The organism is Nocardioides albidus, assembly GCF_006335005.1.
Lineage (GTDB): Bacteria > Actinomycetota > Actinomycetes > Propionibacteriales > Nocardioidaceae > Nocardioides > Nocardioides albidus.
The window spans coordinates 615468-637434 of sequence record NZ_VDMP01000027.1 but is presented as its reverse complement, the minus strand read 5'-3'; the positions used below and the strand labels follow the sequence as shown (position 1 = coordinate 637434).

Below are 21967 nucleotides of genomic sequence, written 5' to 3'. Positions count from 1 at the left end.
CTCGGCGCCGGCGACGATCGCCTTGGCGATGTCTCCGGACTGCTGCAGGCCGCCGTCCGCGATGACGGGTACGCCGGCCGGCCCGGCAGCGAGGGAGGCCTCGTAGACCGCGGTGATCTGCGGGACGCCGCAGCCGGTGACGACGCGCGTCGTACAGATGGAGCCGGGCCCGAAGCCGACCTTGACGGCGTCCGCGCCCGCGTCGACGAAGGCCTGGGCGCCCTCCCGGGTGGCGACGTTGCCGCCGATGACCTGGACGTGCTTGGTCGCGGGGTCCGACTTGAGGCGGCGGACCATGTCGAGCAGCAGGGTGACGTGGCCGTGGGCGGTGTCGGCGACGAGGACGTCGACGCCGGCGTCGATCAGGCCGGTGGCGCGCTCCCACGCGTCGCCGAAGTAGCCGATCGCGGCGCCGACCATCAGCCGGCCGTCGGCGTCCTTGGAGGCGAGGGGGAACTGCTCGGACTTCACGAAGTCCTTGACGGTGATGAGGCCGCCGAGACGACCGTCGGCGTCGACGAGCGGGAGGCGCTCGCGCTTGTGCTTGCGCAGCAGGGCCGTGGCGTCGTCGCGGCTGATGCCGACGTCGCCGGTGACCAGCGGCATCGGGGTCATCACCTCGTCGACCTTGGTGGTGGCCCACTCCGCGACGGGGGTGAACCGCAGGTCGCGGTTGGTGCAGATGCCGAGGAGGCGGTTGTCGCCGTCGACGACCGGGAGCCCGGAGACGCGGTACTCGCCGCAGGTCCGGTCGAGCTCCTCGAGGGTGGCGTCGGGGCCGATGGTGACCGGGTTGGAGATGATGCCGGTCTGGGTCCGCTTCACGAGGTCGACCTGGTAGGCCTGCTCCTCGGCGGAGAGGTTGCGGTGGAGGATGCCGATGCCGCCCTGGCGGGCCATCGCGATGGCCATCCGCGACTCGGTCACGGTGTCCATCGCGGCGCTGATCAACGGCGACCTCAGCGAGATCTCACGGGTCAGCCGCGAGGTGGTGTCGATGTCGTCCGGCGCGAGGTCGGAATGACCCGGCAGCAGGAGGACGTCGTCGTAGGTGAGACCGAGCGCAGCGAACTTGTCGGGGACCTCCACTCCGCCAGTCTAGGCCGTGACGCCCGTCACGGCCTTGACGGGTCCGGGAGGCTGGAACCGTGGTTTCCGACCTCTCCCCGCATGTCCTCGTCCTGTTCGGCGCGACCGGCGACCTCGCCGCTCGCAAACTGTTCCCCGGCCTCTACCGGCTGGCTGCCGCCGGTCGTCTGCCCGACCACTTCGAGGTGATCGGCAGCGGTCGCCACTCCCCCGGCACCGACGACGAGTTCCGCCGGCAGGTCCGCGACGCGCTGAGCGAGTTCGTCGGGGACGTCGACGAGTCCGTGGCCGGACCGCTCCTCGAGCGCGTCCGCTTCGTCGCCTCCTCCGCGGACGACGGCGCCGCGCTCGCCCGCGCGGTCGAGGAGGCCGAGGACCGGATCCTCGCCACCTGCGGCTGCCTGCTGGGCGACGTACGCCGCCTGCTCTATCTCTCGGTGCCGCCCGGCGCGGTCAAGGGCATGGTCGGGATGCTGGACCGCGAGGACCTCGTGGCACGCTCGCGCCTGGTCACCGAGAAGCCGTTCGGCACCGACCTCGCGACCGCCCGCGAGCTCCAGGCCGTCCTGTCGTCGGCGTTCGAGGGCGACCAGGTCTGCCGCATCGACCACTTCCTGGGCAAGGAGGCGGTTCAGAACATCCTCGCGCTGCGCTTCGCCAACGGGCTCTTCGAGCCGGCGTGGAATCGACACACCATCGAGTCGGTGCAGATCGACGTCCCGGAGAAGCTGACGGTCGAGGGCCGCGGCAGCTTCTACGAGGGCACCGGCTGCCTGCGCGACATGGTGACCACCCACCTGGCGCAGCTGCTGGGCTTCGTGGCGCTCGAGGATCCGCACGCGTTCCGCGCCTCGGCGATCCGGGCGGCGAAGGCCGCGGCCTTCTCGGCGGTCCGGCCGATCGATCCCGAGCGCGTGGTGTTCGGTCAGTACGACGGCTACCGCGACGAGCCCGACGTCGCCCCCGACTCCCAGGTCGAGACGTACGTCGCGGCGGAGGTCTGGATCGACAACGACCGCTGGCGCGACGTGCCGTTCTACCTGCGCACCGGCAAGGCGATGGCCGAGGGCAACCGCACGATCACCGTCCGCTTCCGCGATCCGCGCCACCGCTGGCTCAAGCCGGAGGACGGCGGGGTGCCCGAGCCGAACGAGCTGGTCATCGAGCTGGCCGACCAGCCGCGGATCGCGATCGACGTGCGCGCCAAGCGGCCCGGGCCGGACATGGCGCTCGTGGAGGGCGTCTTCCGGCTCGACCTCGTGGGCGACGTTCCGGGCGCCGACCCCCTCGAGGCCTACGAGCGGCTCCTGCTCGACGTCATGCGCGGCGACCGGACCCTGTTCATCAGCTCCGAGGAGGTCGACCGGCTGTGGGAGATCTTCCAGCCGGTGCTCGACCGCCGCCCGCCGGTGGAGCCCTACGGCGTCGGCACCTGGGGTCCGGCCTCGGCCCTCGACCTGCCGCTCGGCGGCTGGCGGCTCGGCAACCACGCGACGGACCCGGAGCTCGCGCGGAGGTGAACGACCAGCGCCCGCCCGTCCTCGGCGACTGATGCGCGATCGCTGCCGCTCTGGGAGCATGGCCGCATGGACAGGGCGCCTGGCGCCGCGGCGATCATCGCCGGAGCCATGCTCGGGGCGGCGCCGCTGATCGAGCTCGTCGGGACGACGCGGGGAGACACCGACAGCGCAGCCGACGGGCTGCGCTTCCTCGACGAGTCCGCCTACCGCTACGGGCTGGCGGGCTTCGTCCTCGTCGTGGGCGGAGTGGCACTGATCGTGGCGGCGCTCGGGTTCGCCCAGGCGTTGGGCCGTCGCGGGCCGCTCGCCCTGGGCGTGCTGACCGTGTCGACGCTCGCGGTCGTCGCGGGCGCGAGCGTCCTGTTCGCCGGCGTCATCCGGCACACCTCGCACGGCACGATCGACTACATCGAGGGCATGGACCACGGCTGGGCCGAGTCGGCCTACCTCGCCGTCCACCTGATCGGCACGCAGGCGCTGCTCCCGATGGCCCACCACCTGCTGGCGGCCTGGCTGGTCGGCATCGCTCTCGTCCTGCTCCGTGCGGGGCGCCGCCGGATCGCCCTGGTCGGCGTCCTGCCCGCCCTGCTGCTGGCGCTGTTCGCGGTCGACGCGGTCGTCCCGTTCGCCGACGACGGCTCGGCCAGCGGGATCGTGTGGGTCGCCTACGTCCTCACGATGCTGGTCGCCCAACCGCTCGCGCTCGTCGCGCTGGGCCTCGCCGTGCTCCGGACCGGCACCGGACCGCTCGTGGGAGCGCCGACCGGTCCAGCGCTCAGTGGTCCGGGCGGGACCACTCCTCCGACTGGGTGAGCTTGAAGAGATAGGCCAGCGGAGGTACGACGACCACCACCGCGAGCGCGACCGCGACGAGCAGCCCCTGCAGGGTCGCGGTGGCGCCGGCCGCGTCGGCGATGGTGACCTCGTCGACGAGCAGCCAGGGATACTGCCCGACTCCCCAGCCGGAGACCACGGCGGCCACGGCGAGGACGGCGGTGAGCCGGGCGACGGCGTACCGGCGGGTCCAGAGCAGGGCCATCGTCGCCAGCCCGGCCAGGCCGGCGAGGACGACGAGCGGGGCCGCCCGCCCCTCCAGGCCCGCGGCCAGGGTCGGGGCGTCGTGGTCGATGGGCACGAGGGCGGCGAAGACGACGGCGCCCGTCGCCGCGCCGACCGCCAGCGCCCGGACCCGCAGGTCCTCGGCCAGGCGCTCCTGCCCGCTGCGCCGGGCGTCGGCGACCAGGAAGGAGCCGGCGAGGAAGGCGCAGGTGCCGACCGCGATCACGCCGCCGAAGAGCGAGGTCGGGTTGACCCACGAGGCCCAGCGGTCGCCGCTGCCGTCGAGCGGGACCCGGCCCGACGCGATGCCGCCGGCGACCGTGCCGAGGAAGAACGGCGTGATGATCGAGGAGGTCGCGAACACCACGCCGAACAGCCGGGCCTGGGCGAGCGTGGCGGCGTACTTGCGGAACGCGAAGCTGGCGCCGCGCAGCACGATGCCCAGCAGGGCGAGGAGCAGCGGCAGCACGAGGGTCGACATCGCGGCGGCGAAGGACTCGGGGAAGCCGGTCCACCAGATGACGAGCACGTAGATCAGCCAGACGTGGTTGGCCTCCCACACCGGGCCGATGCTGTGGTCGACCAGGGTGCGCAGCTCGGCCCCGCGCCGCGCGCTGCCGGCGGTGAGGTCGAAGAACCCGGACCCGAAGTCGGCGCCGCCGAGCACGGCGTAGGCGATGACGCCGACGAAGAGAGCGGCGGCGACGGCGAGCTCGAGGCTCATCGCGCGGCCTCCGGGGCGACGGCGACCTCGGGGGCGTACGGACTCGGCAGGTCGGCATCGCCGGCGCGCCAGCGGCGGGCCATCGAACGGAGGACGACGACCGCGCCCACGGTCATCGCGGTGTAGACGACCGTGCTGATGCCGAGCAGCCACCACAGGCTCGCGGTGTAGTCGCCCACCGCCTCCGGGGTGCGCATCACGCCGTACACGATCCAGGGCTGGCGCCCGACCTCGGTCGCGATCCAGCCGGCCTCGAGCGCGATGACGGCGAGCGGGCCGGCGGCCGCCGCGAAGCGGAGGAACCACCGCCGCTCCAACAGGTCCCGGCCGCGCCGGCGCTGGATCCAGAAGTGGACGACGGCCGCGGCGAGCAGCGTGCCGATGCCGACCATGGTCTGGAAGGCGAGGTGGGTCAGGTTGACCGGCGGGTGGTCCTCCTCGGGGATGGTGTCGAGGCCGGGGACCGGGTCGTCGGGCGAGTTCATCGCGATCAGCGAGCCGAGGTAGGGGATGTCGATCGAGCCCTTGACCTCGCCGTCGACCAGGACGCCGCCGAGCCGGAGCGGCGAGGGGCTCTCCGTGGTCTCGGCCAGCTCGAAGGCGGCGAGCTTGGCGGGCTGGCGCTCGTCGAGGCCGAAGCCGAGGACGTGACCGACGAACGGCTGGGTCACCGCCGCCACCGACGCGAAGACGAACGGGACCAGGAAGCCGAGCCGGTGGTGCGCGTCGCGTCGCCCGCGCAGCATGCCGACGGCGTACACGCCGGCGACGGTGAAGCCGGTGAGCATGTAGGCGCCGACCCACATGTGGGCGAACTGCAAGAAGGCGTGGCCGTTGAACAGCACGGCCCACGGACGGACGTCGGTGACCTCGCCGTCGACGATGCGGAAGCCCGTGGGGACGTTCATCCAGGCATTGACCGCGAGCACGCAGTAGGCGCCGATGATGCCGGTGATCGCCATCGGCAGGACCATCAGCACGTGCCGTTCGGCCGGCATCCGGCGCCAGCCGTAGAGGTAGATCCCGAGGAAGATCGCCTCGAGGAAGAAGGCGAGGCCCTCGAAGGCGAAGGGCAGTCCGAGGACGTCGCCGTACGTCCCCATCAGTCCAGGCCAGAGCACGCCCATCTCGAAGCTGAGCACCGTGCCCGACACGGCGCCGATGGCGAACAGCACCGCGGACACCTTCGCCCACCGCCTCGCCAGACCGAGGGCGACCGCGTCGTCGCGGCGGATGCCGCGCAGGTGCATCACGAAGATCATCGCCGGGAACGCCACGCCGAAGCAGGCGATCACGATGTGCCAGCCGAGCGAGAGCGCCATCTGCTCCCGGGCGGGCAGCAGCCCGGCGGGCAGCAGCCCGGCGGGCTCGGCCTCGGCGGCGAGGCGGGTGAGTGCGGTCAGGGCGGTGACGACGTCGGTGGTCAGCACCCTTCGACCGTAGCGCTTGTGAATGCCTTCACAAAGTGGCGGCGGGTGTCATCTGGCCCACATCAGCGGCGCAGGTCGGAGAGCGCGATGCGCACCGTGAGCCTCTCCCCCGCCATCCGGATCCGCCCGCGCATCCCGGCGGCGAGGACCATCGGCAGCACCGCCTTGGTGTCCGACGGCGCGGTCAGCACGATCTCCTCCGCGCCCGCCGAGCGAGCCGCCCGGGCGACATCGGCGAGCAGTCGGGTGCCGACGCCGCGCCGGTGCCAGGCCGGGTCCACCCACAGGTCGACGGGCCAGGGGTCGTCGCCCTCGACGGCCGTGAACTCCGCGCGCCCCGCCACCTTGCCGCCCGCGAGCGCGGACACCACCGCACCCGCGGTGACGAAGTCCGGATCGCCGGCGCCCGGCTGGTGGGGCGCCGGAGGCGCCTGGGCGTCGAGCACCTCCCCGACGAGCTCGGCCAGGGCCGCGGCCCGCGCCCGCTCGATCGACGTGAAGGGCGTGTCGCGGCGGACCTGGATCGTCGCCGAGCCGCCGACGGTCACCTCCAGCACGTCCTCGGTCCCGTCGCTCGGCTCCACGTCGGCGTCGAACAGGTGCGCCACGACGTCGGGGAAGGTCGCCGGCTGGGCGATGATCGCGCGCACCGCCTGGACGTAGCGCGTCGGCTGGTCCTCGAGCGCCGCCGTGGTCACCGGTACGGCGGACACGGCCTCGCCGCCCGCCGCGGTGACCAGCTCGGCGAGCCGGTCACGGGTCCAGTCCTGCGGCACCTGGAGCACGAGCTCGTCGGTCACCGAGCTGTCCTCCGGGAAGACCTGGACGGTCTGGATGTTGACCCCCGCCCGGCCGCAGGCCGCAGCCAGCTCGGCCAGGGCCCCGGGCCGATCGGGCAGTCCGGCTCGCACACGCCACAGCATGCCCTCCACTATGCCGGACAACGCACCGGCCCGCCGCCCCCGGGAGGGAGCGACGGGCCGGATGGTGGAGCGAGGATCAGCTTGGATCAGTGGCCGTGGCCGTGCCCGTGGCCGTGACCGGCCGCCTCGGGCTCCTCGTCCTCGGGCTTGTCGACGACCAGGACCTCGGTCGTCAGCAGCATGCCCGCCACGGAGACCGCGTTGGCCAGGGCCGAGCGGGTCACCTTGACCGGGTCGATCACGCCCTGGGCGACCAGGTCGCCGTACTCGCCGGTGGCGGCGTTGTAGCCGTTGCCGACGCCCAGCTCGCGCACCTTGTTGACGATGACGTAGCCGTTCTCGCCACCGTTCTCGGCGATCCAGCGCAGCGGCTCGTCGGCGGCCTTGCGCACGATCCGCACGCCGAACGCCTCGTCACCGGTCAGGCCGAGGTCGCCGTCGAGCACCGACACGGCGTGGATGATCGCCGAGCCGCCGCCGGGGACGATGCCCTCCTCGATCGCGGCGCGCGTCGCGGAGACGGCGTCCTCGATGCGGTGCTTCTTCTCCTTGAGCTCGACCTCGGTGTGCGCGCCGACCTTGATCACCACGACGCCGCCGGAGAGCTTGGCCAGCCGCTCCTGGAGCTTCTCGGTGTCCCAGTCGGAGTCGGAGGCCTCGATCTCCTTCTTGATCTGCTCGACCCGGGCGTTGACCTCGGTGGCCTCGCCCGCGCCGTCGATGATCGTGGTGTTGTCCTTGGTGATCACCACGCGACGGGCCTGGCCCAGCACGTCGAGACCGACCTGGTCGAGCTTGAGGCCCACCTCCGGGGAGATGACCTGGCCGCCGGCGAGGACCGCGATGTCCTGCAGCATCGCCTTGCGGCGGTCGCCGAAGGCCGGGGCCTTGACGGCGACGGCGTTGAAGGTGCCGCGGATCTTGTTGACGACCAGCGTGGACAGGGCCTCGCCCTCGACGTCCTCGGCGAGGATGAAGAGCGGCTTGCCGGCCTGGATGACCTTCTCCAGCAGGGGCAGCAGGTCGGCGATCGCGCCGATCTTGCCCTGGTGGATGAGGATGTACGGGTCGTCGAGGACGGCCTCCTGGCGCTCCGCGTCGGTGACGAAGTACGCCGAGATGTAGCCCTTGTCGAACTGCATGCCCTCGGTGAACTCGAGCTCGGTCGACGGGGTGTTGGACTCCTCGACCGTGATGACGCCGTCCTTGCCGACCTTGCCGAAGGCCTCGGCGAGCAGCTCGCCGATGTGGCTGTCGCGCGAGGAGACGGTCGCGACGGAGGCGATGTCCTTCTCGTCGTCGACGTCGCGGGCGGCGGCCTTGAGCGCGTCGCCGACGGCCGCGGCGGCGGCGTCCATGCCGCGCTTGAGGCCCATCGGGTTCACGCCGGCGGCGACGGCGCGCAGCCCCTCGTGGACCAGCGCCTGGGCGAGCACGGTCGCGGTCGTCGTACCGTCACCGGCGACGTCGTTGGTCTTGGTCGCGACCTCCTTGGTGAGCTGCGCACCGAGGTTCTCGAACGGGTCGTCCAGCTCGACGTCACGCGCGACGGTCACGCCGTCGTTGGTGATGGTCGGCGCGCCCCACTTCTTGTCGAGCACGACATAGCGTCCCTTGGGGCCGAGGGTCACCTTGACGGTGTTGGCCAGGGCGTCGACGCCGCGCTCGAGAGCACGCCGGGCGTTCTCGTCGAATTCCAGGATCTTGGGCATTAACTACTCCTCAACGTGTTCGAGTCGTGCCGGTGGGGGCGGCCCGAGGGCCACTCCCACCTGCACGACTCGAGAAGAAAATCAGGAAACGACGGCGAGGACGTCGCGGGCGGAGAGGATGAGGTACTCCTCGCCCGAGTACTTGACCTCGGTGCCGCCGTACTTGCTGTAGATGACCTTGTCGCCGACGGCGACGTCGAGCGGGACGCGGTTGCCGTTGTCGTCGATGCGACCAGGGCCGATGGCCAGGACCTCGCCCTCCTGGGGCTTCTCCTTGGCCGTGTCGGGGATGACCAGACCAGAGGCGGTGGTCTGCTCGGCCTCGAGGGGCTTGACGACGATCCGGTCCTCGAGCGGCTTGATGTTGACCGACACGATGTCGACCTCCACTTTCTAAGACTGTGTCTGTGTGTCCTGCATTGGCACACTCGCGGCGAGAGTGCCAACGACGAAACTAGCACTCTCCGCAAGGGAGTGCCAGTGGCACCCCTCCAGTGGTGCTGGTGACGTCCTACCAAAGTCGGTTGACCACGGCCCCCCGGCCGCCGATAGCGTTCCCGGCATGTTCGCCGCTCTCGGTCGCTTCGTGACCCGATTCCGCTGGTACGTCATCGCCGCCTGGATCCTGGTGGCGGTGGTCGTCGGGGCGACCGCGCCCACGCTGCAGTCCACGCAGGACAACTCCGAGTTCCTCCCCGACCACTACGAGTCGATCAAGGCGCTGACCCTCCAGTCCGAGAAGTTCTCCGACGCCTTCTCGCCCGGCGCGATCCTCGTGATCGAGCGCAAGGACGGCGAGGAGCTGACCGGCGACGACGCCGAGAAGGTCACGGCGATCGGCTCGAGGCTCGGTCCCGAGCTCGGCCCGAAGACGTTCCAGCCGCTCGTCGTCGCCCAGGACGAGTCGGGCAAGCCCAACCTGTCCGAGGACGGCACGGTGATGTTCGCCGTCATCCCGCTCGCCGACGGCGCCACGGGCTACGACACCCAGGCGATGGACGACGCCAAGGCGCTGCGCAAGGACATCGAGAAGCTGGTCGCCGGGTCCGGGCTCGAGATCCGCGCCACCGGCGCGGTCCCCCAGGGACTCGACTCCCAGGAGTCCAGCGCCGACACGCTCCTCATCGTCGGCATCGCGACCGTCGTGCTCATCGTCGGTCTGCTCGCCCTGATCTTCCGCAGCGTGCTGATCTGCCTGCTGCCGATCGTCGTCGTCGGCCTGGTCTCCTCGATCGCCACGGGCGCCATCGCCTGGGCCAACGACGTCTTCGACCTCAAGGCCGACTCCTCGGTGCAGCAGATCCTGATCGTCGTCCTCTACGGCGTCGGCACCGACTACATCCTGTTCTTCCTGTTCCGGCACCGCGAGCGGCTGCGCACGGGCGCCACGGTCAAGGACTCGGTCGTCCACAGCCTCGACCGGGCGGGCGAGGCCATCGCCTCCGCGGGCGGTGCGGTGATCGTCGCGTTCATGGCGCTCGTCCTCAGCTCGCTCAGCATCTTCCGGGCGATCGGCCCGGCGCTGGCGATCGCGGTGTTCGTCACCCTGCTGGCGGCGCTCACGCTGGTCCCGGCTGTCGTCTCCCTGCTCGGCAAGGCGTTGTTCTGGCCGTCCAAGTCGTGGCAGGAGGAGCCGAAGCACGGCACCTTCATCAAGCTCGGCAACGCCGTCGGCCGCCGCCCCGGCCTGACCGCGCTGGTGTCGGGTGGCGCCATGACGGTGCTGGCGATCTTCGCGCTCAGCTTCAACCCGTCCTTCGACTTCAACTCCAGCCTGCCCGAGGGCGTCGAGTCCACCGAGGCGATGGAGACCTTCACCGAGCACTTCTCGGCCGGTGCGGCCGAGCCCGTCCCGGTCCTGGTCGACGCCGAGGGCGCCGACGTCGCTCCCGACCAGCTCGCCGCCTTCGCGACCGCGCTGGGCGAGGCCGAGGGCGTGGACTCGGTGGCCGGGCCCCTGCCGTCGAAGGACGGCACGGCCTACCAGTACTACCTGACCCTGTCCGACGACCCGGTCTCGGACGCCGCACAGGACAACGTGGCCGGGCCGATCCGCGACGCCGCCCACGACGCCGCACCGAAGGGGACCGAGGCGTACGTCGGCGGCACGCCCGGCATCTTCGCCGACATGTCCTCGGCCATGGCGCGCGACTACAAGGTGGTCTTCCCGGTCGCGGCGGTGATCATCATGCTGATCCTCGCCCTGCTGCTGCGCAGCCTGGTCGCGCCGTGGTTCCTGATGGCCGCGGTCGGGCTCGGCTTCGCCGCGACCCTCGGGCTGACGGTCATCGCCTTCCAGCACATCGGTGGCGAGGCCGGCCTGATCTTCATGCTGCCGATCTACATCTACCTGTTCGTCACCGCGCTCGGGACCGACTACAACATCTTGATGATCGCCCGGCTCCGCGAGGAGGCGCGCGAGGGACGCGACCCTCACGACGCCGCACGCCAGGCGGTCACCCACGCGGGCCCGACGATCGCCGCTGCCGGCGTGATCCTGGCGGGCACCTTCGCCTCGCTGATGCTGGGCGGCAACACGCTCATCGTCTCGATGGGCTTCGCGCTCGCGGTCGGCATCTTGATCGTGTCGTTCGTGATGTCGATGTTCTTCACCCCTGCGCTGACCTCGCTCCTCGGCCACACGGCCTGGTGGCCCGGCCACGGCGACGAGAAGCGCGACGGGGCGACGGGCGGCGACGAGCCGGAGAGCGAGCTCGTCTCCGCGACCTGACCGGACCTGACAGGATCGGGGGCGTGGACCTCGACGACTTCCGGTGGCTGCTGACCGACGACGGCCAGACTCTGCTCGCCGAGGCCACCGCCCTGGTCGCCGCGGGCACGGCTCCGCTCGCCGCGGGCTCCGCGCTGCGTCGTACGACGACGCCGGAGCGCGCGGCGACCGCGCTCACCCAGGTCGAGCTGCGCGACCGCGCCGCCGCGAAGTTCGGCGAGCTGGCGCCGCGGATGTACTTCACCCCCGACGCCCTCGAGCAGGCGACCCGCCTCCGGGTGGCCCAGCACCGCGCCGGGCGCGCACAGGCCTTCGGCACGCGGACCCTGGTCGATCTCGGCTGCGGGATCGGGGGCGACCTGCTCGCCGCCGCGTCGGCCGGGATGGTGTGCGCCGGCGTCGACCTCGACCCCGTCCGGGTCGCGGTCGCCGAGGCCAACCTCGCCGCGCTCGGCCTGCCCGGCGCGGTCCAGGTCGCCGACGCCACCACGGTCGACCACAGCGGCTTCGACCTGGCCTTCGCCGACCCGGCGCGCCGCTCCGGGGCGGGACGCACCTTCCGCGTCGAGGACTGGAGCCCGCCGTGGACCTGGGTGGAGGGACTGCTCGCCCGCGACGCCTGCGTCAAGGTCGCCCCCGGGATCCCCCACGCGCTGGTCCCCCGTGGCGTCGAGGCCGAATGGGTCAGCGACGAGGGCGAGGTCAAGGAGGCGGCGCTCTGGTCCGGACGGACGGCGACCGTCGCCCGGAGGGCCACCGTGATCGGCACCGGCGGCCTGGCCACGATCACCGACGAGGACGACCCCGGCGCCGACGCGGTGGGCGTCCGCGAGGTGGGCGACTACCTCTACGAGCCGGACGGTGCGGTGATCCGCGCGGGCCTCGTCACCGCCGTCGCCGCCGGGATCGGCGGCGGGCTGGTCGACCCGAAGATCGCCTACGTGACCGCCGACCGGCCCTTCCGCACACCCTTCGCCCGCAGCTACCGCGTCCTCGAGACGCTCCCCTACCGGGAGAAGCAGCTCAAGGCGGCCCTGCGGGAGCGGTCCGTCGGTCGGCTGACCATCAAGAAGCGCGGCGTCGACATCTCCCCCGAGGCGTTGCGCAAGCGGCTCGCCCTCAGCGGGGACGCCGAGGCGACCATCGTCCTCACCCGGGTCGCCGGCGCGGGCACCGCGCTGCTCGTCGAGCCGATCTGACGGGCCGATCCGACGGGCCGATCCGACGGGCCGATCCGACGGGCCGACCGCGGCACCGTGCGGGGTCAGCCCGCCAGGACCTCGGTGACCGGGAGGCTCGAGTCGGCGGGCAGGTCGAGCGGCGAGGGGGTCCGGCCGCGCTCGACCATGGTCGCGCCGAGGGCGGCGACCATCGCGCCGTTGTCCGTGCACAGGCCGGGACGGGGGACGCGGACGCGGATGCCCAGCTGGGCGGCACGCTCCTCGGCGAGGGCGCGGAGCCGGGAGTTGGCGGCGACGCCGCCACCGATCATCAGATCCTCGATGCCCTCGCTGCTGGCCGCGTCCAGTGCCTTGCGGACGAGCACGTCGCACACGGCCTCCTGGAAGGAGGCGGCGACGTCGGCCACGGGCACCGGCTCGCCCGAGCGCTCGCGGGCCTCGACCCAGCGCGCGACGGCGGTCTTGAGCCCGGAGAAGGAGAAGTCGAAACGATGCCGCTCAAGGTCGCGGCGGCCGGTGAGCCCGCGCGGGAAGTCGATCGCGACCTGGTCGCCCTCGCGCGCGACGCGGTCGATGTGGGGCCCACCGGGGAACGGCAGGCCGAGCAGGCGGGCGACCTTGTCGAAGGCCTCGCCGGCCGCGTCGTCGATGGTGGCGCCCAGCGGGTCCACGCCTCCGTCGTACCCCGTGATGTCGGTGACCTTGAGCAGACTGGAGTGGCCGCCGGAGACGAGCAGCGCGAGGCAGGGCTCGGGCAGCGGTCCGTGCTCGAGCTGGTCGACGGCGACGTGGGCGGCGAGGTGGTTGACGCCGTAGATCGGCTTGCCCAGCGAGAGCGCGAGCGCCTTGGCCGAGGCGACGCCCACCAGGAGCGCGCCGGCGAGGCCCGGCCCGTGGGTCACGGCGATCGCGTCGACGTCGGTGAGCGAGACGCCCGCGGTGTCGCAGGCACGCTGGATGGTCGGCACCATGGCCTCGAGGTGGGCCCGGCTGGCGACCTCGGGGACGACGCCCCCGAACCGCGCGTGCTCCTCGACGCTGCTCGCGACGGCGTCGGCGAGCAGGGTGTGGCCGCGGACGATGCCGACACCGGTCTCGTCGCACGAGGTCTCGATGCCGAGGACCAGGGGTTCGTCGCGGGTCGTCACGGGACCATTGTGACGGGCGAGCTCAGCACCCGTGCGTCGGTGCCGTCGCGGTAGTAGCGCAGGCGGCGGCCGAGCTCGGTGAACCCGTGCCGCTCGTAGAACAGCAGAGCCGCGAGGTTGTCCTCGCGGACCTCGAGCAGCAGCCGCTCGGCACCGCCGCCGGCCGCGACCGTGCGGGCGGCGGCGAGCAGGGCCGTGGCGATGCCGGTACGACGCAGCTGCTCGGGGACCGCGATCCGCTGCAGCTCGGCGTCGACGTCGACCACGCTGAGCACCGCGTAGCCGGCGAACGCGCCGTCCTCCTCGGCGACGAGGTAGGTGACGGTCGGCAGCGAGCCGACGACGCCCTCGCGGACCAGGTTGTCCGACCAGGGGTCGAGCGGGAAGGAGTCGGCCTCGAGCGCGACGATCGGCGCGACGTCGGCGACCGTCGCCGAACGGGTCGTGGTGGTCATCGAGGTCCCGCCACCGCGTCGGGGCGGCGGAGGTAGAGGGGCTCGGAGCCCAGGATCTCGAACCGTCCGGCGACCACGCCGCGCGCCAGCCACGCGGCGTCCGGGCGCTGCGGGCCGCGCGCGTCGGGGAAGGACTCCGGGTAGAGCCGGGCACCCTCCCCCACCACCGGACCGGCTGTTGCGAGCGCCGCCGGCTTGTCGACGACCGGCCCGTCCCGGCGGGTCCCGTCGGCGTCGTACGACGCGAGGTAGACCTCCTTGCGCCGCGCGTCCGAGGCGACCACGAACGCCCCGCTCACGGCCCCCGTCTCGACCGCCTCCAGGGCGAGCGCGTCGAGCGAGCACACCCCCTGCACCGGGACGCCGAGCACGTGGGCCATCGTGCGGGCGGTGACGAGGCCGACCCGCAGCCCCGTGAACGGACCGGGTCCGACGCCGACCGCGATCCCCGTGAGATCGGCCGGACGGGTGCCGCCCTCGGCCAGCACCTGCTCGATGAGCGGTGCGAGCTGCTCGCCGTGCTTCATCCCGTGCGCGGAGCTCGTGGCGGCGACCACGTCGGTCCCGTCGTGGAGCGCGACGGTGACCGTCGATGAGGCGGTGTCGAAGGCGAGCAGCACCCTCCGAGGCTACCGGCCGGCCGGAGGGGCTACGGCGAGTCCTAGCGCCAGACCTTGACGTAGTCGACGTCGAGAGTGGTCGGCGACAGGTCACCGGGGAGGAACTGGTTGGCGCCGCTGGGCGTCAGCAGCTGCGAGAAGGCCATGATGAACCGCTTGCGGAAGCTCGCGCCCCCCGTCGTGTTGCGCAAGCACTCCCGGCCGTCGACGGAGATGACGAGCTGGTCGGCGGTCCACTCGAGCGCGTAGGTGTGCCACTGTCCGCGCGCGGCGGCGCAGTTCCAGGCCGTGTTCAGGCCGGGGACCGGGCCACCGTTGTCGTTCCCGGTGTAGTGCAGGAACGGGATCGCGAGGTTCGGGTGGGCGGCGTAGGTCTCGGCGATGTCGATCTCGCCCGACGCCGGCCAGGTCAGGTCGGTGCTGTAGCGGATGTCGGGCCACAGCCAGAACGCCTCCTGGGGTCCGGCGAAGGGCACCGCCTGCGACCTCATCCGCGCCTCGAACCGTCCGTACTGCTGGCTCCACTTCCAGAAGGTGTTGACCGAGCCGGTGACGAACTCGGCGCGGGTCCCGTCCGGGCGCAGCGGGCACTGGTCGGCGCTCGCCGCCGGGCGCACGGTGAGGTGGAGGGCGCCGGAGTGCACGGCGACGGTCTGCGGGGTGTCGACCATGCAGGCCGCGCCTTCGCTCACCTTGTCCATCACGTGCCAGAGACCGCGGTCCACGGCCGAACCGTCGAAGTCGTCGACGAGCGTGCACTGGTAGGTTCCGCCGCCCGGACGCGTCACGAGCGGTCCGCAGGCATCCGACCCGACCGGCTTCGAGGCCGGCACGGCGACGGCCGGGGTGGACGCGACGTCGTACGTCTTGCTCGTCCGGCCCGCTGAGACCGCACGGAAGGTGCGTCGCCGGTCGGCAGTGGCGACGACGATCCGGAAGCGGCCGCCGCGCGAGGCGCGGTCGCGGCCGACCGTCGCCCAGGCCGAGGGTGACCTGACCTGCAGGCGGACCTTCGCGCGGGGACGCGCACGACCCGTGAAGACCACGGAGGTGCCCGCCTGTCCGGGACGGTGGAGCACCGGCGCCCTGTCGTCGCTCGCGGCCTCGGCAGCAGGGGCCGCGAGCCCCCAGCTCACCACGGACAGGAGCAGCACCAGCGCTGCGCTCCAGCTCTTCACTTCGATCCCCCCGGACAGGATGTGCGGACTCCATCGAGCCTAGGAATGGCGGCCCCCGTCCCGGCACCTCCGCACGATCCGGATGACTAGTCCTAAAAACAGCCGAGTCCCGGGACCGAGGTCCCGGGACCGTCGACCGATCGGCGGACCGTCAGCTCACCGCCAGACCTTCACGTAGTCGACCTCGAGCGTCGTCGGCACCGCCGCGGCGGAGACCATCTTGTTGGCGCCGCTGTCGTCGAGCAGCTGGGAGAACGCCATGATGAAGGGCTTGCGGAAGCTCGCGGCGCCGGCGGTGTTGGTCAGACAGGTGTTGCCGTCGACCTTGATCACCAGCTTGGCCGCTGTCCACTCCAGCACGTAGGTGTGCCACTGCCCACGCTGGGCGAAGCAGCTCCACGAGGTGTTGAGCCCGGGCACCGGGCCGCCGTTGTCGTTCGAGGTGTAGTGCAGGAAAGGGATCGCCAGGTCCGGGTGGGCCGCGTAGGTCTCGGCGATGTCGATCTCGCCGGACGCGGGCCACGTGGCGTCCGTGCTGTACCGGATGTCGGGCCACAGCCAGAAGGCCTCGTGCGGCCCCGCCGCACTCGCGACCGGCGACTTCATCCGCGCCTCGAAGCGGCCGTACTGCTGGCTCCACTTCCAGAAGGTGTTGACCGAGCCGGTGACGTACGCCGCCCGCGTGCCGTCCGGGCGCACGGGACACTGGTCCGCCGAGGCGACCGGTCGCGCGGTCAGGCGCAGGGTGCCGCCGGCGACCACGACCGTGTCGCTGCTGTTCGCGGTGCACGCCTCACCTTCGCTCGACCCGTCCATCACGTGCCACAGCTGGCTGTCGAGCGTCGAGCCGTCGAAGTTGTCGACCAGGGAGCACTGGTAGTAGCCGCCGGCGGCCCGCCTGATCCGCGGTCCGCAGGGGTCGGTGCCCGCTGCCATCCGGACGCTTCCCGCTCGGTCGCCCGGCGACGCCTCACTCTGCGGGGTGACCAGGACCTGCAGCCCCAGCACCACCAGCGCGGCGCCGCCCAGCGCCAGCGCGCGCTTCATTGCGATGTTCCCCATGAACCCTCCGACTCCGTTCGTCCGTGGACATGGGGGACCATATTGTAAAACACTGGCGCGCAGGAATCCGTGCCTGGTCGGACGGCATGGCACGCCCGGACCAGCACGATGGGCCCGTCAGGCGGTAGCGGACTCCGGTCCCCGCGTGCCGAGGGAGCGCAGGTCCTCCCTCAGCCACCGCGCACCGACCCCGTCCAGTTCGACCAGCCGTGGGTCGGCGTCGGGGTCGACGTCCGGCTGTGCGGTCGCCCGGCTGATCCGCACCTCCATGCGCGCCTCCGCAAGGCTCTCGGCGATGCCCGTGCCCCACTCGACGACCGTCACCGCCTCGTCGAGGTCGGTGTCGAGGTCGAGGTCGTCGAGCTCGGCCCGTCCGCCGAGGCGGTAGGCGTCGACGTGGACCAGCTCAGGCCCGTCGCCGAGGGAGGGGTGCACCCGGGCGATGACGAACGTGGGCGAGGTGATCCCCCCGCGCACGCCCAGCCCCTCGCCGAGGCCCTGGGCGAACGTGGTCTTCCCGGCCCCGAGCTCGCCGCTGAGGACGAGCACGTCGCCCGCGGTGAGGTACGCCGCCACGCGGCGGCCCAGGTCGTGCATGTCCTCCGCGCCGGGCACCTCGACGACGACCGGCGCGGGACGCGCCATCTCGACGTACGGCGTGTGGCGACCCGTCTCGACGAAGCCCAGGTCGCGCCAGAAGCCGATCGTGCGGGGCAGCTCCTCGCGGGCGAGCAGTCGGACCCGCCGGGCACCGGAGCGCGCGATCTCCGACAGCGCGGCGCGGACCAGGCCGTGGGCGAGGCCGTGGCCCTGGGCCGACGGGTCGACGCTGACGCGACGCAGGTAGACGGCATCGTCGTCCGGGTCGAGCACGAGCGCGCCGACAGGCCGTCCGTCCTCGACGGCCAGCAGCCCCCCACCCGCGGCGAGCAGGGCTGCGATCGACTCCTCGGTCTCGGCCAGGGCGTCGGCCGGGGGGTCGAGCACCGGGCGGTCGGCGAACGCCGCCCGGACCACGGCCAGCACCTCCGCGGCGGCCTCGGGGCCGACGCGCCTCGTCTCGACCGTCACCGCGAGGCCGCCCGTGCGGACGCCGCGGTGATCAGCTGGTCGAGCTCGGCGTTGACCAGCTCGTGCCGCTCCATGATCACCATGTGCCCGGCCTCGTCGCACTCGAGGAGCCGCGCGCCGTGGATCCGGGACTGCAGCTTGCGGGAGTGCCCGATCGACGTGAGCCGGTCGGCGGTCCCGCAGATGACCGAGGTGGGCACCCGGGAGAGGACCTCGACGAAGTCGAACTTGTCGAGGCCAGCGAAGTGCGGGAAGAAGTCGGCGACGACCTCGAACGGGGTGGCGGCGAGCATCTCGTCGACGAACTCGACGTAGCCCCGGGGGACGTCGGTGCCGAACGCGAACCGGTCGGTGGCGACGGTCGCGACGGCGCTGCCCGCGCGACGCAGCGAGTCGATCGCCCGGTGGCCGAGATGGAGGGTCCGCACCGCCCCGCCGGCCAGCGGTCCGGCGAGCCGGGCCGGCAGCATCGGGAGCAGCATCCGGCTCGGGTCGAGCCCGCCGGCGGTCGTGGAGATCAGCCCCACGCCGACGACCCGGCTGCCGATCAGCTCCGGGTGCTCCTCGGCCAGCGCGACGATGGTCATGCCGCCCATCGAGTGGCCCACCAGCACGACCGGGCCCTCGGGCACGACCTCCTCCAGCACCCGGTGCAGGTCGCGGGCGAGCTGCTCGATCGTCGAGTGCTCCCGGTCGGAGTTGCCGGAGCGACCGTGCGAGCGCTGGTCGTAGTAGACGGCGCGGACCAGACCGCGGTAGGCCGCACGCTGGAAGTGCCAGCAGTCGAGGTTGAGGCAGAAGCCGTGGACGAAGACCACGGTGACCGGCGGCGTGCCGTCCTTCGTGCGCCGCAGCAGCCGGTCGACCGCACCGCCGGTCGGCTGGGGCACGACGTCGTCGACCTCGACGTGCAGCGGCACGCCGTCGTCGGCCACGACCGTGACCGGCGTCGAGCGCAGCGCGCCGAACGCGATCTCCTCCCCCGCACGCCTGCTGATCGCGCGCTGCTGGCGCAGGATGCCGACGGCGACCGTGCCGGCGGCGACGCCGAGAGCACCCGCCAGCGAGCCGACGAACCGTCCTCGGCGACTCATGACGCGGACCCTTCGACGTCGGAATCCACGTACCTGCGCGCCATCCGGCCCCCGATCCTGGTCACGATCTCGTAGTTGATGGTGTCGCACGCCTCGGCCCAGTCCTGGGCGGTCGGCCCCCCGGCGCCGGGCGGGCCGAGGACGACGACCTCGCTGCCGACCGGCGGGCGGTCGCCCCCGAGGTCGACGACCACCTGGTCCATGCACACGGTGCCGCGGAGGGGCCGGCGCCTGCCCGCGACGCCGACGGTGGCGGCCCGGTCGGCCGCGCCGGGCCGGGTGGCGTGGCGCGGGATGCCGTCGCCGTACCCGACCGGGACCAGGCCCACGGTGGTCCGCTCCTCGGCGACCCAGTGTTGGCCGTAGGACACGGCGTCGCCGGGGACGAGGTCCTTGACCATGAGCAGCGGCGCCGTGACGGTCATCGCGGGCACCAGGCCGATGTCGGTGGCCTCCCCGGGCGCGGGGTCGAGGCCGTAGAGGGCGATGCCGCAGCGCACGGCGTCGAAGCGCGACGAGGGGCGCAGGATGGTGGCCGCGGAGTTGGCGAGGTGGCGCAGCTCGGGGCGCAGGCCGTGCTCGGCGGCGAGGTCGAGCGCGTCGCGGAAGCAGCGCTCCTGGCGGTCGTTGGCCGGATGGCCGGGCTCGTCGGCGCAGGCGAAGTGGGACCAGAGACCGGTGATCCGCCACGAGCCGGCCTCCTCGCCGGCCCGGGCGCGCGCGAAGAGGTCGGCCCAGTCGGCGCGCGGCGCGCCGCTGCGCGACAGGCCGGTGTCGACCTTGAGCTGCACCCGCGCCGGCCGCTCGCGCCCGGCGAACGCCGCGGCCATGGTCTCGAGATGGGCGACGCTGCTCGCGGTCAGGTCGATGCCCGCCCCGGCGGCGGCGGCGAGATCGCTCCGCGGGCCGTTGATCCAGCACAGGAGCGGCCCGTCGACCCCGTCGGCGCGCAGCGCGAGCGCCTCCTCGACGGTGGCCGTGGCCAGCCAGTCGGCACCGCCCTGCCGGGCCGCGCGGGCGCTGGCGAGCATCCCGTGGCCGTAGCCGTCGGCCTTGACCACCGCGATGAGCGGTACGCCGGCCGTCGCGCCCAGCAGCCGGGCGTTGGCCCGGATCGCCGCGAGGTCGACGACGATCTCGGCCGGTCCGAGGGGCGGGCGGTCCATCCGGCTATCGTCCCATCAGGTCGGCGAGCAGCCCGGGCAGGGCCGCAGCCACGTCGCTCGCGACGATCGGCCCGCCGGCGGATGCCTGGGTCGCTGCCGCCCCGTGCAGCCAGGAGCCGACCGACGCCGCGTCGAAGGGGTCGAGGCCGGCGGCGAGCAGCGCACCGATCAGGCCGCCGAGCACGTCGCCCGCACCCGCGGTCGCCAGCCACGGCGTGCCGGTCATGGTGACCCGCACCTGCCCGTCGGGGCGCGCGACGACCGTGTGCCGGCCCTTGAGCAGCACCACGGCGTCGTACCTGCGGGCGGCGAGGCGGGCGTGCGCGAGCCATCGCGCCTCGACCTCCGAGCGCTCCACGCCGAGCATCCGCGCCAGCTCGCCCGCGTGCGGCGTCAGCACGGCCGGGCGGCCACGGGCCGACTCGGCGAAGGCGAGGGCATCCGCGTCGAGGACGAGCGGCACGTCGTCGGCCACCGAGAGGCGGACGGCGTCCTCGGCGCCGTCGTCGCTCCCTGACCCGACGACCCACGCCTGCACCCGACCGGGACCGACCACCTCGGGATGGGCGGCCCGGACCCGGTCGGCCGCGGCGGCGTCGCCGTCGTAGCGCACCATCCCCGCCAGACCGCACGCGGCGCCGGCCACGCTGAGGAGCGCGGCTCCGGGATAGGCGGCCGAGCCGGCACGGACGCCGACGACGCCGCGGGTGTACTTGTGGGCATCGGAGGCCGGCCGCGGCAGCAGCGCGGCGACGTCGGCAGCCTGGAGAGACTCGATCGGCGCCTCGGGCAGGTCGAGTCCGATGTCGACGAGGTGGACCGCACCGCAGGCCCGCGCCGCGGGGTCGACCAGGTGGCACGGCTTGTGGGTCCCGAAGGTGACGGTGACGTCGGCGGTGACGTGGGGGCCGTCGACCTCGCCCGTGTCGACGTCCACGCCCGAGGGGGTGTCGACGGCCACGACCGGGATCCCGGCGACCGCCTGCAGTGCCTTCGTCGCCTCCGGGCGCAATCCCGGGCGGCCGCCGATGCCGACGATGCCGTCCACGACCAGGTCGAAGTCGTTGCGGTTCGGGACCGAACCGCGGGATTCGGGGGTCGGGACGTGCGGTTCCTGCCCCATGGACGGGGGTGGGAGGACCCGACCGCCGGCACGGCGGAGTTCCTCGAGTCCGCCGAGATGGGCTGCCTCCGACAGCAGCCACGCCTCCACCTGGACACCGCGCCGGGCGAGCAGCGCGCCGGCGTACAGCGCATCGCCGCCGTTGTCGCCCGAGCCGACGAGCAGCAGCACCCGGCGGCCGTAGGCGGTGCCGAGGAGGTCGAGCACGGCGTAGCCCAGGCCGGCCGCGGCGCGCGCCATGAGCGCTCCCTCCGGCAGGCGCGCGAGGAGGTCGGCCTCGGCGGCGCGGACCTGCTCGACGTCGTGGGCCCGGATCATCGGTGCCTCACGACTCCAGCACCACGACGGCCGAGGCGATCCCGCCGTCATGGGTCAGCGAGAGGTGGACCGAGGTGACCCCGAGCGCGTCGGCCTCGGCGAGGACGGTGCCGCGCAGCACGAAGCGCGGTCGGCCGGAGTCCTCCGAGACGACCTCGGCGTCGTGCCAGGCCATCCCGCGCGGGGCGCCGAGTGCCTTGGCGAGCGCCTCCTTCGCGGCGAAGCGCGCGGCCATCGAGCGGATGTGCAGGTCGCGCTCGGCCTCGGTGAACAGCTTCGTCACCAGCGCAGGGGTACGCCGGCACGACTCCTCGAAGCGGGCGATCTCACACACGTCGATGCCGACGCCGACCACGGCCACCA

Annotated in this window: 20 protein-coding genes; 4 read left to right on the top strand and 16 right to left on the bottom strand. The window is 72.9% G+C overall.

What is annotated here, in order from left to right; all coding sequences use genetic code 11:
* The coding region (gene guaB / locus FHP29_RS21425) for an IMP dehydrogenase (protein WP_240044653.1) at window positions 1–1089 on the bottom strand (1089 nt) is incomplete at its 3' end.
* 59 nt (window positions 1090–1148) lie between these two features.
* Between guaB and zwf the strand changes: the two genes are divergently transcribed.
* Together zwf and FHP29_RS21415 are read left to right on the top strand one after the other, a co-directional pair.
* Window positions 1149–2609, top strand: a complete 1461-nt coding sequence (gene zwf / locus FHP29_RS21420; protein WP_139624874.1) for a glucose-6-phosphate dehydrogenase — start codon at window positions 1149–1151, stop codon at window positions 2607–2609.
* A gap of 66 nt (window positions 2610–2675) precedes the next feature.
* The gene (locus tag FHP29_RS21415; protein WP_139624873.1) at window positions 2676–3422 is read left to right on the top strand and encodes a hypothetical protein; all 747 of its coding nucleotides are present in this window, start codon (window positions 2676–2678) and stop codon (window positions 3420–3422) included.
* On the opposite strand, the gene FHP29_RS21410 is transcribed toward FHP29_RS21415, so the two are convergent.
* From FHP29_RS21410 to groES, 5 genes are all read right to left on the bottom strand, one after another.
* A complete protein-coding gene (locus FHP29_RS21410; protein WP_139624872.1) occupies window positions 3385–4392 on the bottom strand; it encodes a cytochrome d ubiquinol oxidase subunit II in 1008 nt (335 codons plus the stop codon). The genes FHP29_RS21415 and FHP29_RS21410 overlap by 38 nt on opposite strands.
* Window positions 4389–5822, bottom strand: coding sequence for a cytochrome ubiquinol oxidase subunit I (locus FHP29_RS21405; protein WP_240044652.1), 1434 nt, complete (start codon window positions 5820–5822; stop codon window positions 4389–4391). The genes FHP29_RS21410 and FHP29_RS21405 overlap by 4 nt, the downstream gene beginning before the upstream one ends.
* A gap of 62 nt (window positions 5823–5884) precedes the next feature.
* Window positions 5885–6745 carry a GNAT family N-acetyltransferase gene (locus FHP29_RS21400; RefSeq protein WP_240044651.1) on the bottom strand — a complete coding sequence of 287 codons (861 nt, stop codon included), beginning with the start codon at window positions 6743–6745 and terminating at the stop codon, window positions 5885–5887.
* A gap of 86 nt (window positions 6746–6831) precedes the next feature.
* Window positions 6832–8457: a chaperonin GroEL gene (groL, locus tag FHP29_RS21395; protein WP_139624871.1), complete on the bottom strand. Its 1626-nt coding sequence runs from the start codon at window positions 8455–8457 to the stop codon at window positions 6832–6834.
* A gap of 81 nt (window positions 8458–8538) precedes the next feature.
* A complete protein-coding gene (groES, locus tag FHP29_RS21390; RefSeq protein WP_139624921.1) occupies window positions 8539–8832 on the bottom strand; it encodes a co-chaperone GroES in 294 nt (97 codons plus the stop codon).
* Window positions 8833–9019: 187 nt separating this feature from the next.
* On the opposite strand from groES, the gene FHP29_RS21385 reads away from it, so the two are divergent.
* Together FHP29_RS21385 and FHP29_RS21380 are read left to right on the top strand one after the other, a co-directional pair.
* Window positions 9020–11188: an MMPL family transporter gene (locus FHP29_RS21385; protein WP_139624870.1), complete on the top strand. Its 2169-nt coding sequence runs from the start codon at window positions 9020–9022 to the stop codon at window positions 11186–11188.
* A gap of 23 nt (window positions 11189–11211) precedes the next feature.
* On the top strand, window positions 11212–12387 hold the full coding sequence (locus FHP29_RS21380; RefSeq protein WP_139624869.1) for a THUMP-like domain-containing protein: 1176 nt from the start codon (window positions 11212–11214) through the stop codon (window positions 12385–12387).
* A gap of 65 nt (window positions 12388–12452) precedes the next feature.
* On the opposite strand, the gene tsaD is transcribed toward FHP29_RS21380, so the two are convergent.
* The 10 genes from tsaD to FHP29_RS21330 all read right to left on the bottom strand — a co-directional run bounded on the left by tsaD (window position 12453) and on the right by FHP29_RS21330 (window position 21965).
* Window positions 12453–13517, bottom strand: a complete 1065-nt coding sequence (gene tsaD / locus FHP29_RS21375) for a tRNA (adenosine(37)-N6)-threonylcarbamoyltransferase complex transferase subunit TsaD (RefSeq protein WP_139624868.1) — start codon at window positions 13515–13517, stop codon at window positions 12453–12455.
* A complete protein-coding gene (gene rimI, locus FHP29_RS21370; protein ID WP_139624867.1) occupies window positions 13514–13972 on the bottom strand; it encodes a ribosomal protein S18-alanine N-acetyltransferase in 459 nt (152 codons plus the stop codon). The genes tsaD and rimI overlap by 4 nt, the downstream gene beginning before the upstream one ends.
* Complete coding sequence (tsaB, locus tag FHP29_RS21365; RefSeq protein WP_139624866.1) at window positions 13969–14592, bottom strand: tRNA (adenosine(37)-N6)-threonylcarbamoyltransferase complex dimerization subunit type 1 TsaB; 624 nt, start codon at window positions 14590–14592, stop codon at window positions 13969–13971. Before tsaB ends, rimI begins: the two co-directional genes overlap by 4 nt.
* 41 nt (window positions 14593–14633) lie before the next feature.
* On the bottom strand, window positions 14634–15770 hold the full coding sequence (locus FHP29_RS21360) for a glycoside hydrolase family 16 protein (RefSeq protein WP_139624865.1): 1137 nt from the start codon (window positions 15768–15770) through the stop codon (window positions 14634–14636).
* 156 nt (window positions 15771–15926) lie between these two features.
* Window positions 15927–16832, bottom strand: coding sequence for a glycoside hydrolase family 16 protein (locus FHP29_RS21355; RefSeq protein WP_139624864.1), 906 nt, complete (start codon window positions 16830–16832; stop codon window positions 15927–15929).
* Between the two features lie 117 nt (window positions 16833–16949).
* Entirely contained in the window at window positions 16950–17903 is a 954-nt protein-coding gene (tsaE, locus tag FHP29_RS21350) for a tRNA (adenosine(37)-N6)-threonylcarbamoyltransferase complex ATPase subunit type 1 TsaE (RefSeq protein WP_139624863.1), read from the bottom strand.
* Window positions 17900–18997: an alpha/beta fold hydrolase gene (locus tag FHP29_RS21345; RefSeq protein WP_139624862.1), complete on the bottom strand. Its 1098-nt coding sequence runs from the start codon at window positions 18995–18997 to the stop codon at window positions 17900–17902. Before FHP29_RS21345 ends, tsaE begins: the two co-directional genes overlap by 4 nt.
* On the bottom strand, window positions 18994–20163 hold the full coding sequence (gene alr, locus FHP29_RS21340) for an alanine racemase (RefSeq protein ID WP_139624861.1): 1170 nt from the start codon (window positions 20161–20163) through the stop codon (window positions 18994–18996). The genes FHP29_RS21345 and alr overlap by 4 nt, the downstream gene beginning before the upstream one ends.
* Before the next feature lie 4 nt (window positions 20164–20167).
* Window positions 20168–21604, bottom strand: a complete 1437-nt coding sequence (locus tag FHP29_RS21335; protein WP_139624860.1) for an NAD(P)H-hydrate dehydratase — start codon at window positions 21602–21604, stop codon at window positions 20168–20170.
* A 7-nt stretch (window positions 21605–21611) separates the two neighbouring features.
* A complete protein-coding gene (locus FHP29_RS21330) occupies window positions 21612–21965 on the bottom strand; it encodes a holo-ACP synthase (RefSeq protein ID WP_139624859.1) in 354 nt (117 codons plus the stop codon).
* Window positions 21966–21967: the final 2 nt, after the last annotated feature.

What these genes read in the sequence shown, in the direction of transcription:
- groL (WP_139624871.1), bottom strand. Translation starts at nt 8,457, where the DNA reads ATGCCCAAGATCCTGGAATTCGACGAGAACGCCCGGCGTGCTCTCGAG.
- FHP29_RS21400 (WP_240044651.1), bottom strand. Translation starts at nt 6,745, where the DNA reads ATGCTGTGGCGTGTGCGAGCCGGACTGCCCGATCGGCCCGGGGCCCTG.
- rimI (WP_139624867.1), bottom strand. Translation starts at nt 13,972, where the DNA reads ATGACCACCACGACCCGTTCGGCGACGGTCGCCGACGTCGCGCCGATC.
- FHP29_RS21385 (WP_139624870.1), top strand. Translation starts at nt 9,020, where the DNA reads ATGTTCGCCGCTCTCGGTCGCTTCGTGACCCGATTCCGCTGGTACGTC.
- FHP29_RS21345 (WP_139624862.1), bottom strand. Translation starts at nt 18,997, where the DNA reads ATGAGTCGCCGAGGACGGTTCGTCGGCTCGCTGGCGGGTGCTCTCGGC.
- FHP29_RS21335 (WP_139624860.1), bottom strand. Translation starts at nt 21,604, where the DNA reads ATGATCCGGGCCCACGACGTCGAGCAGGTCCGCGCCGCCGAGGCCGAC.
- FHP29_RS21410 (WP_139624872.1), bottom strand. Translation starts at nt 4,392, where the DNA reads ATGAGCCTCGAGCTCGCCGTCGCCGCCGCTCTCTTCGTCGGCGTCATC.
- alr (WP_139624861.1), bottom strand. Translation starts at nt 20,163, where the DNA reads ATGGACCGCCCGCCCCTCGGACCGGCCGAGATCGTCGTCGACCTCGCG.
- FHP29_RS21415 (WP_139624873.1), top strand. Translation starts at nt 2,676, where the DNA reads ATGGACAGGGCGCCTGGCGCCGCGGCGATCATCGCCGGAGCCATGCTC.
- FHP29_RS21355 (WP_139624864.1), bottom strand. Translation starts at nt 16,832, where the DNA reads ATGGGGAACATCGCAATGAAGCGCGCGCTGGCGCTGGGCGGCGCCGCG.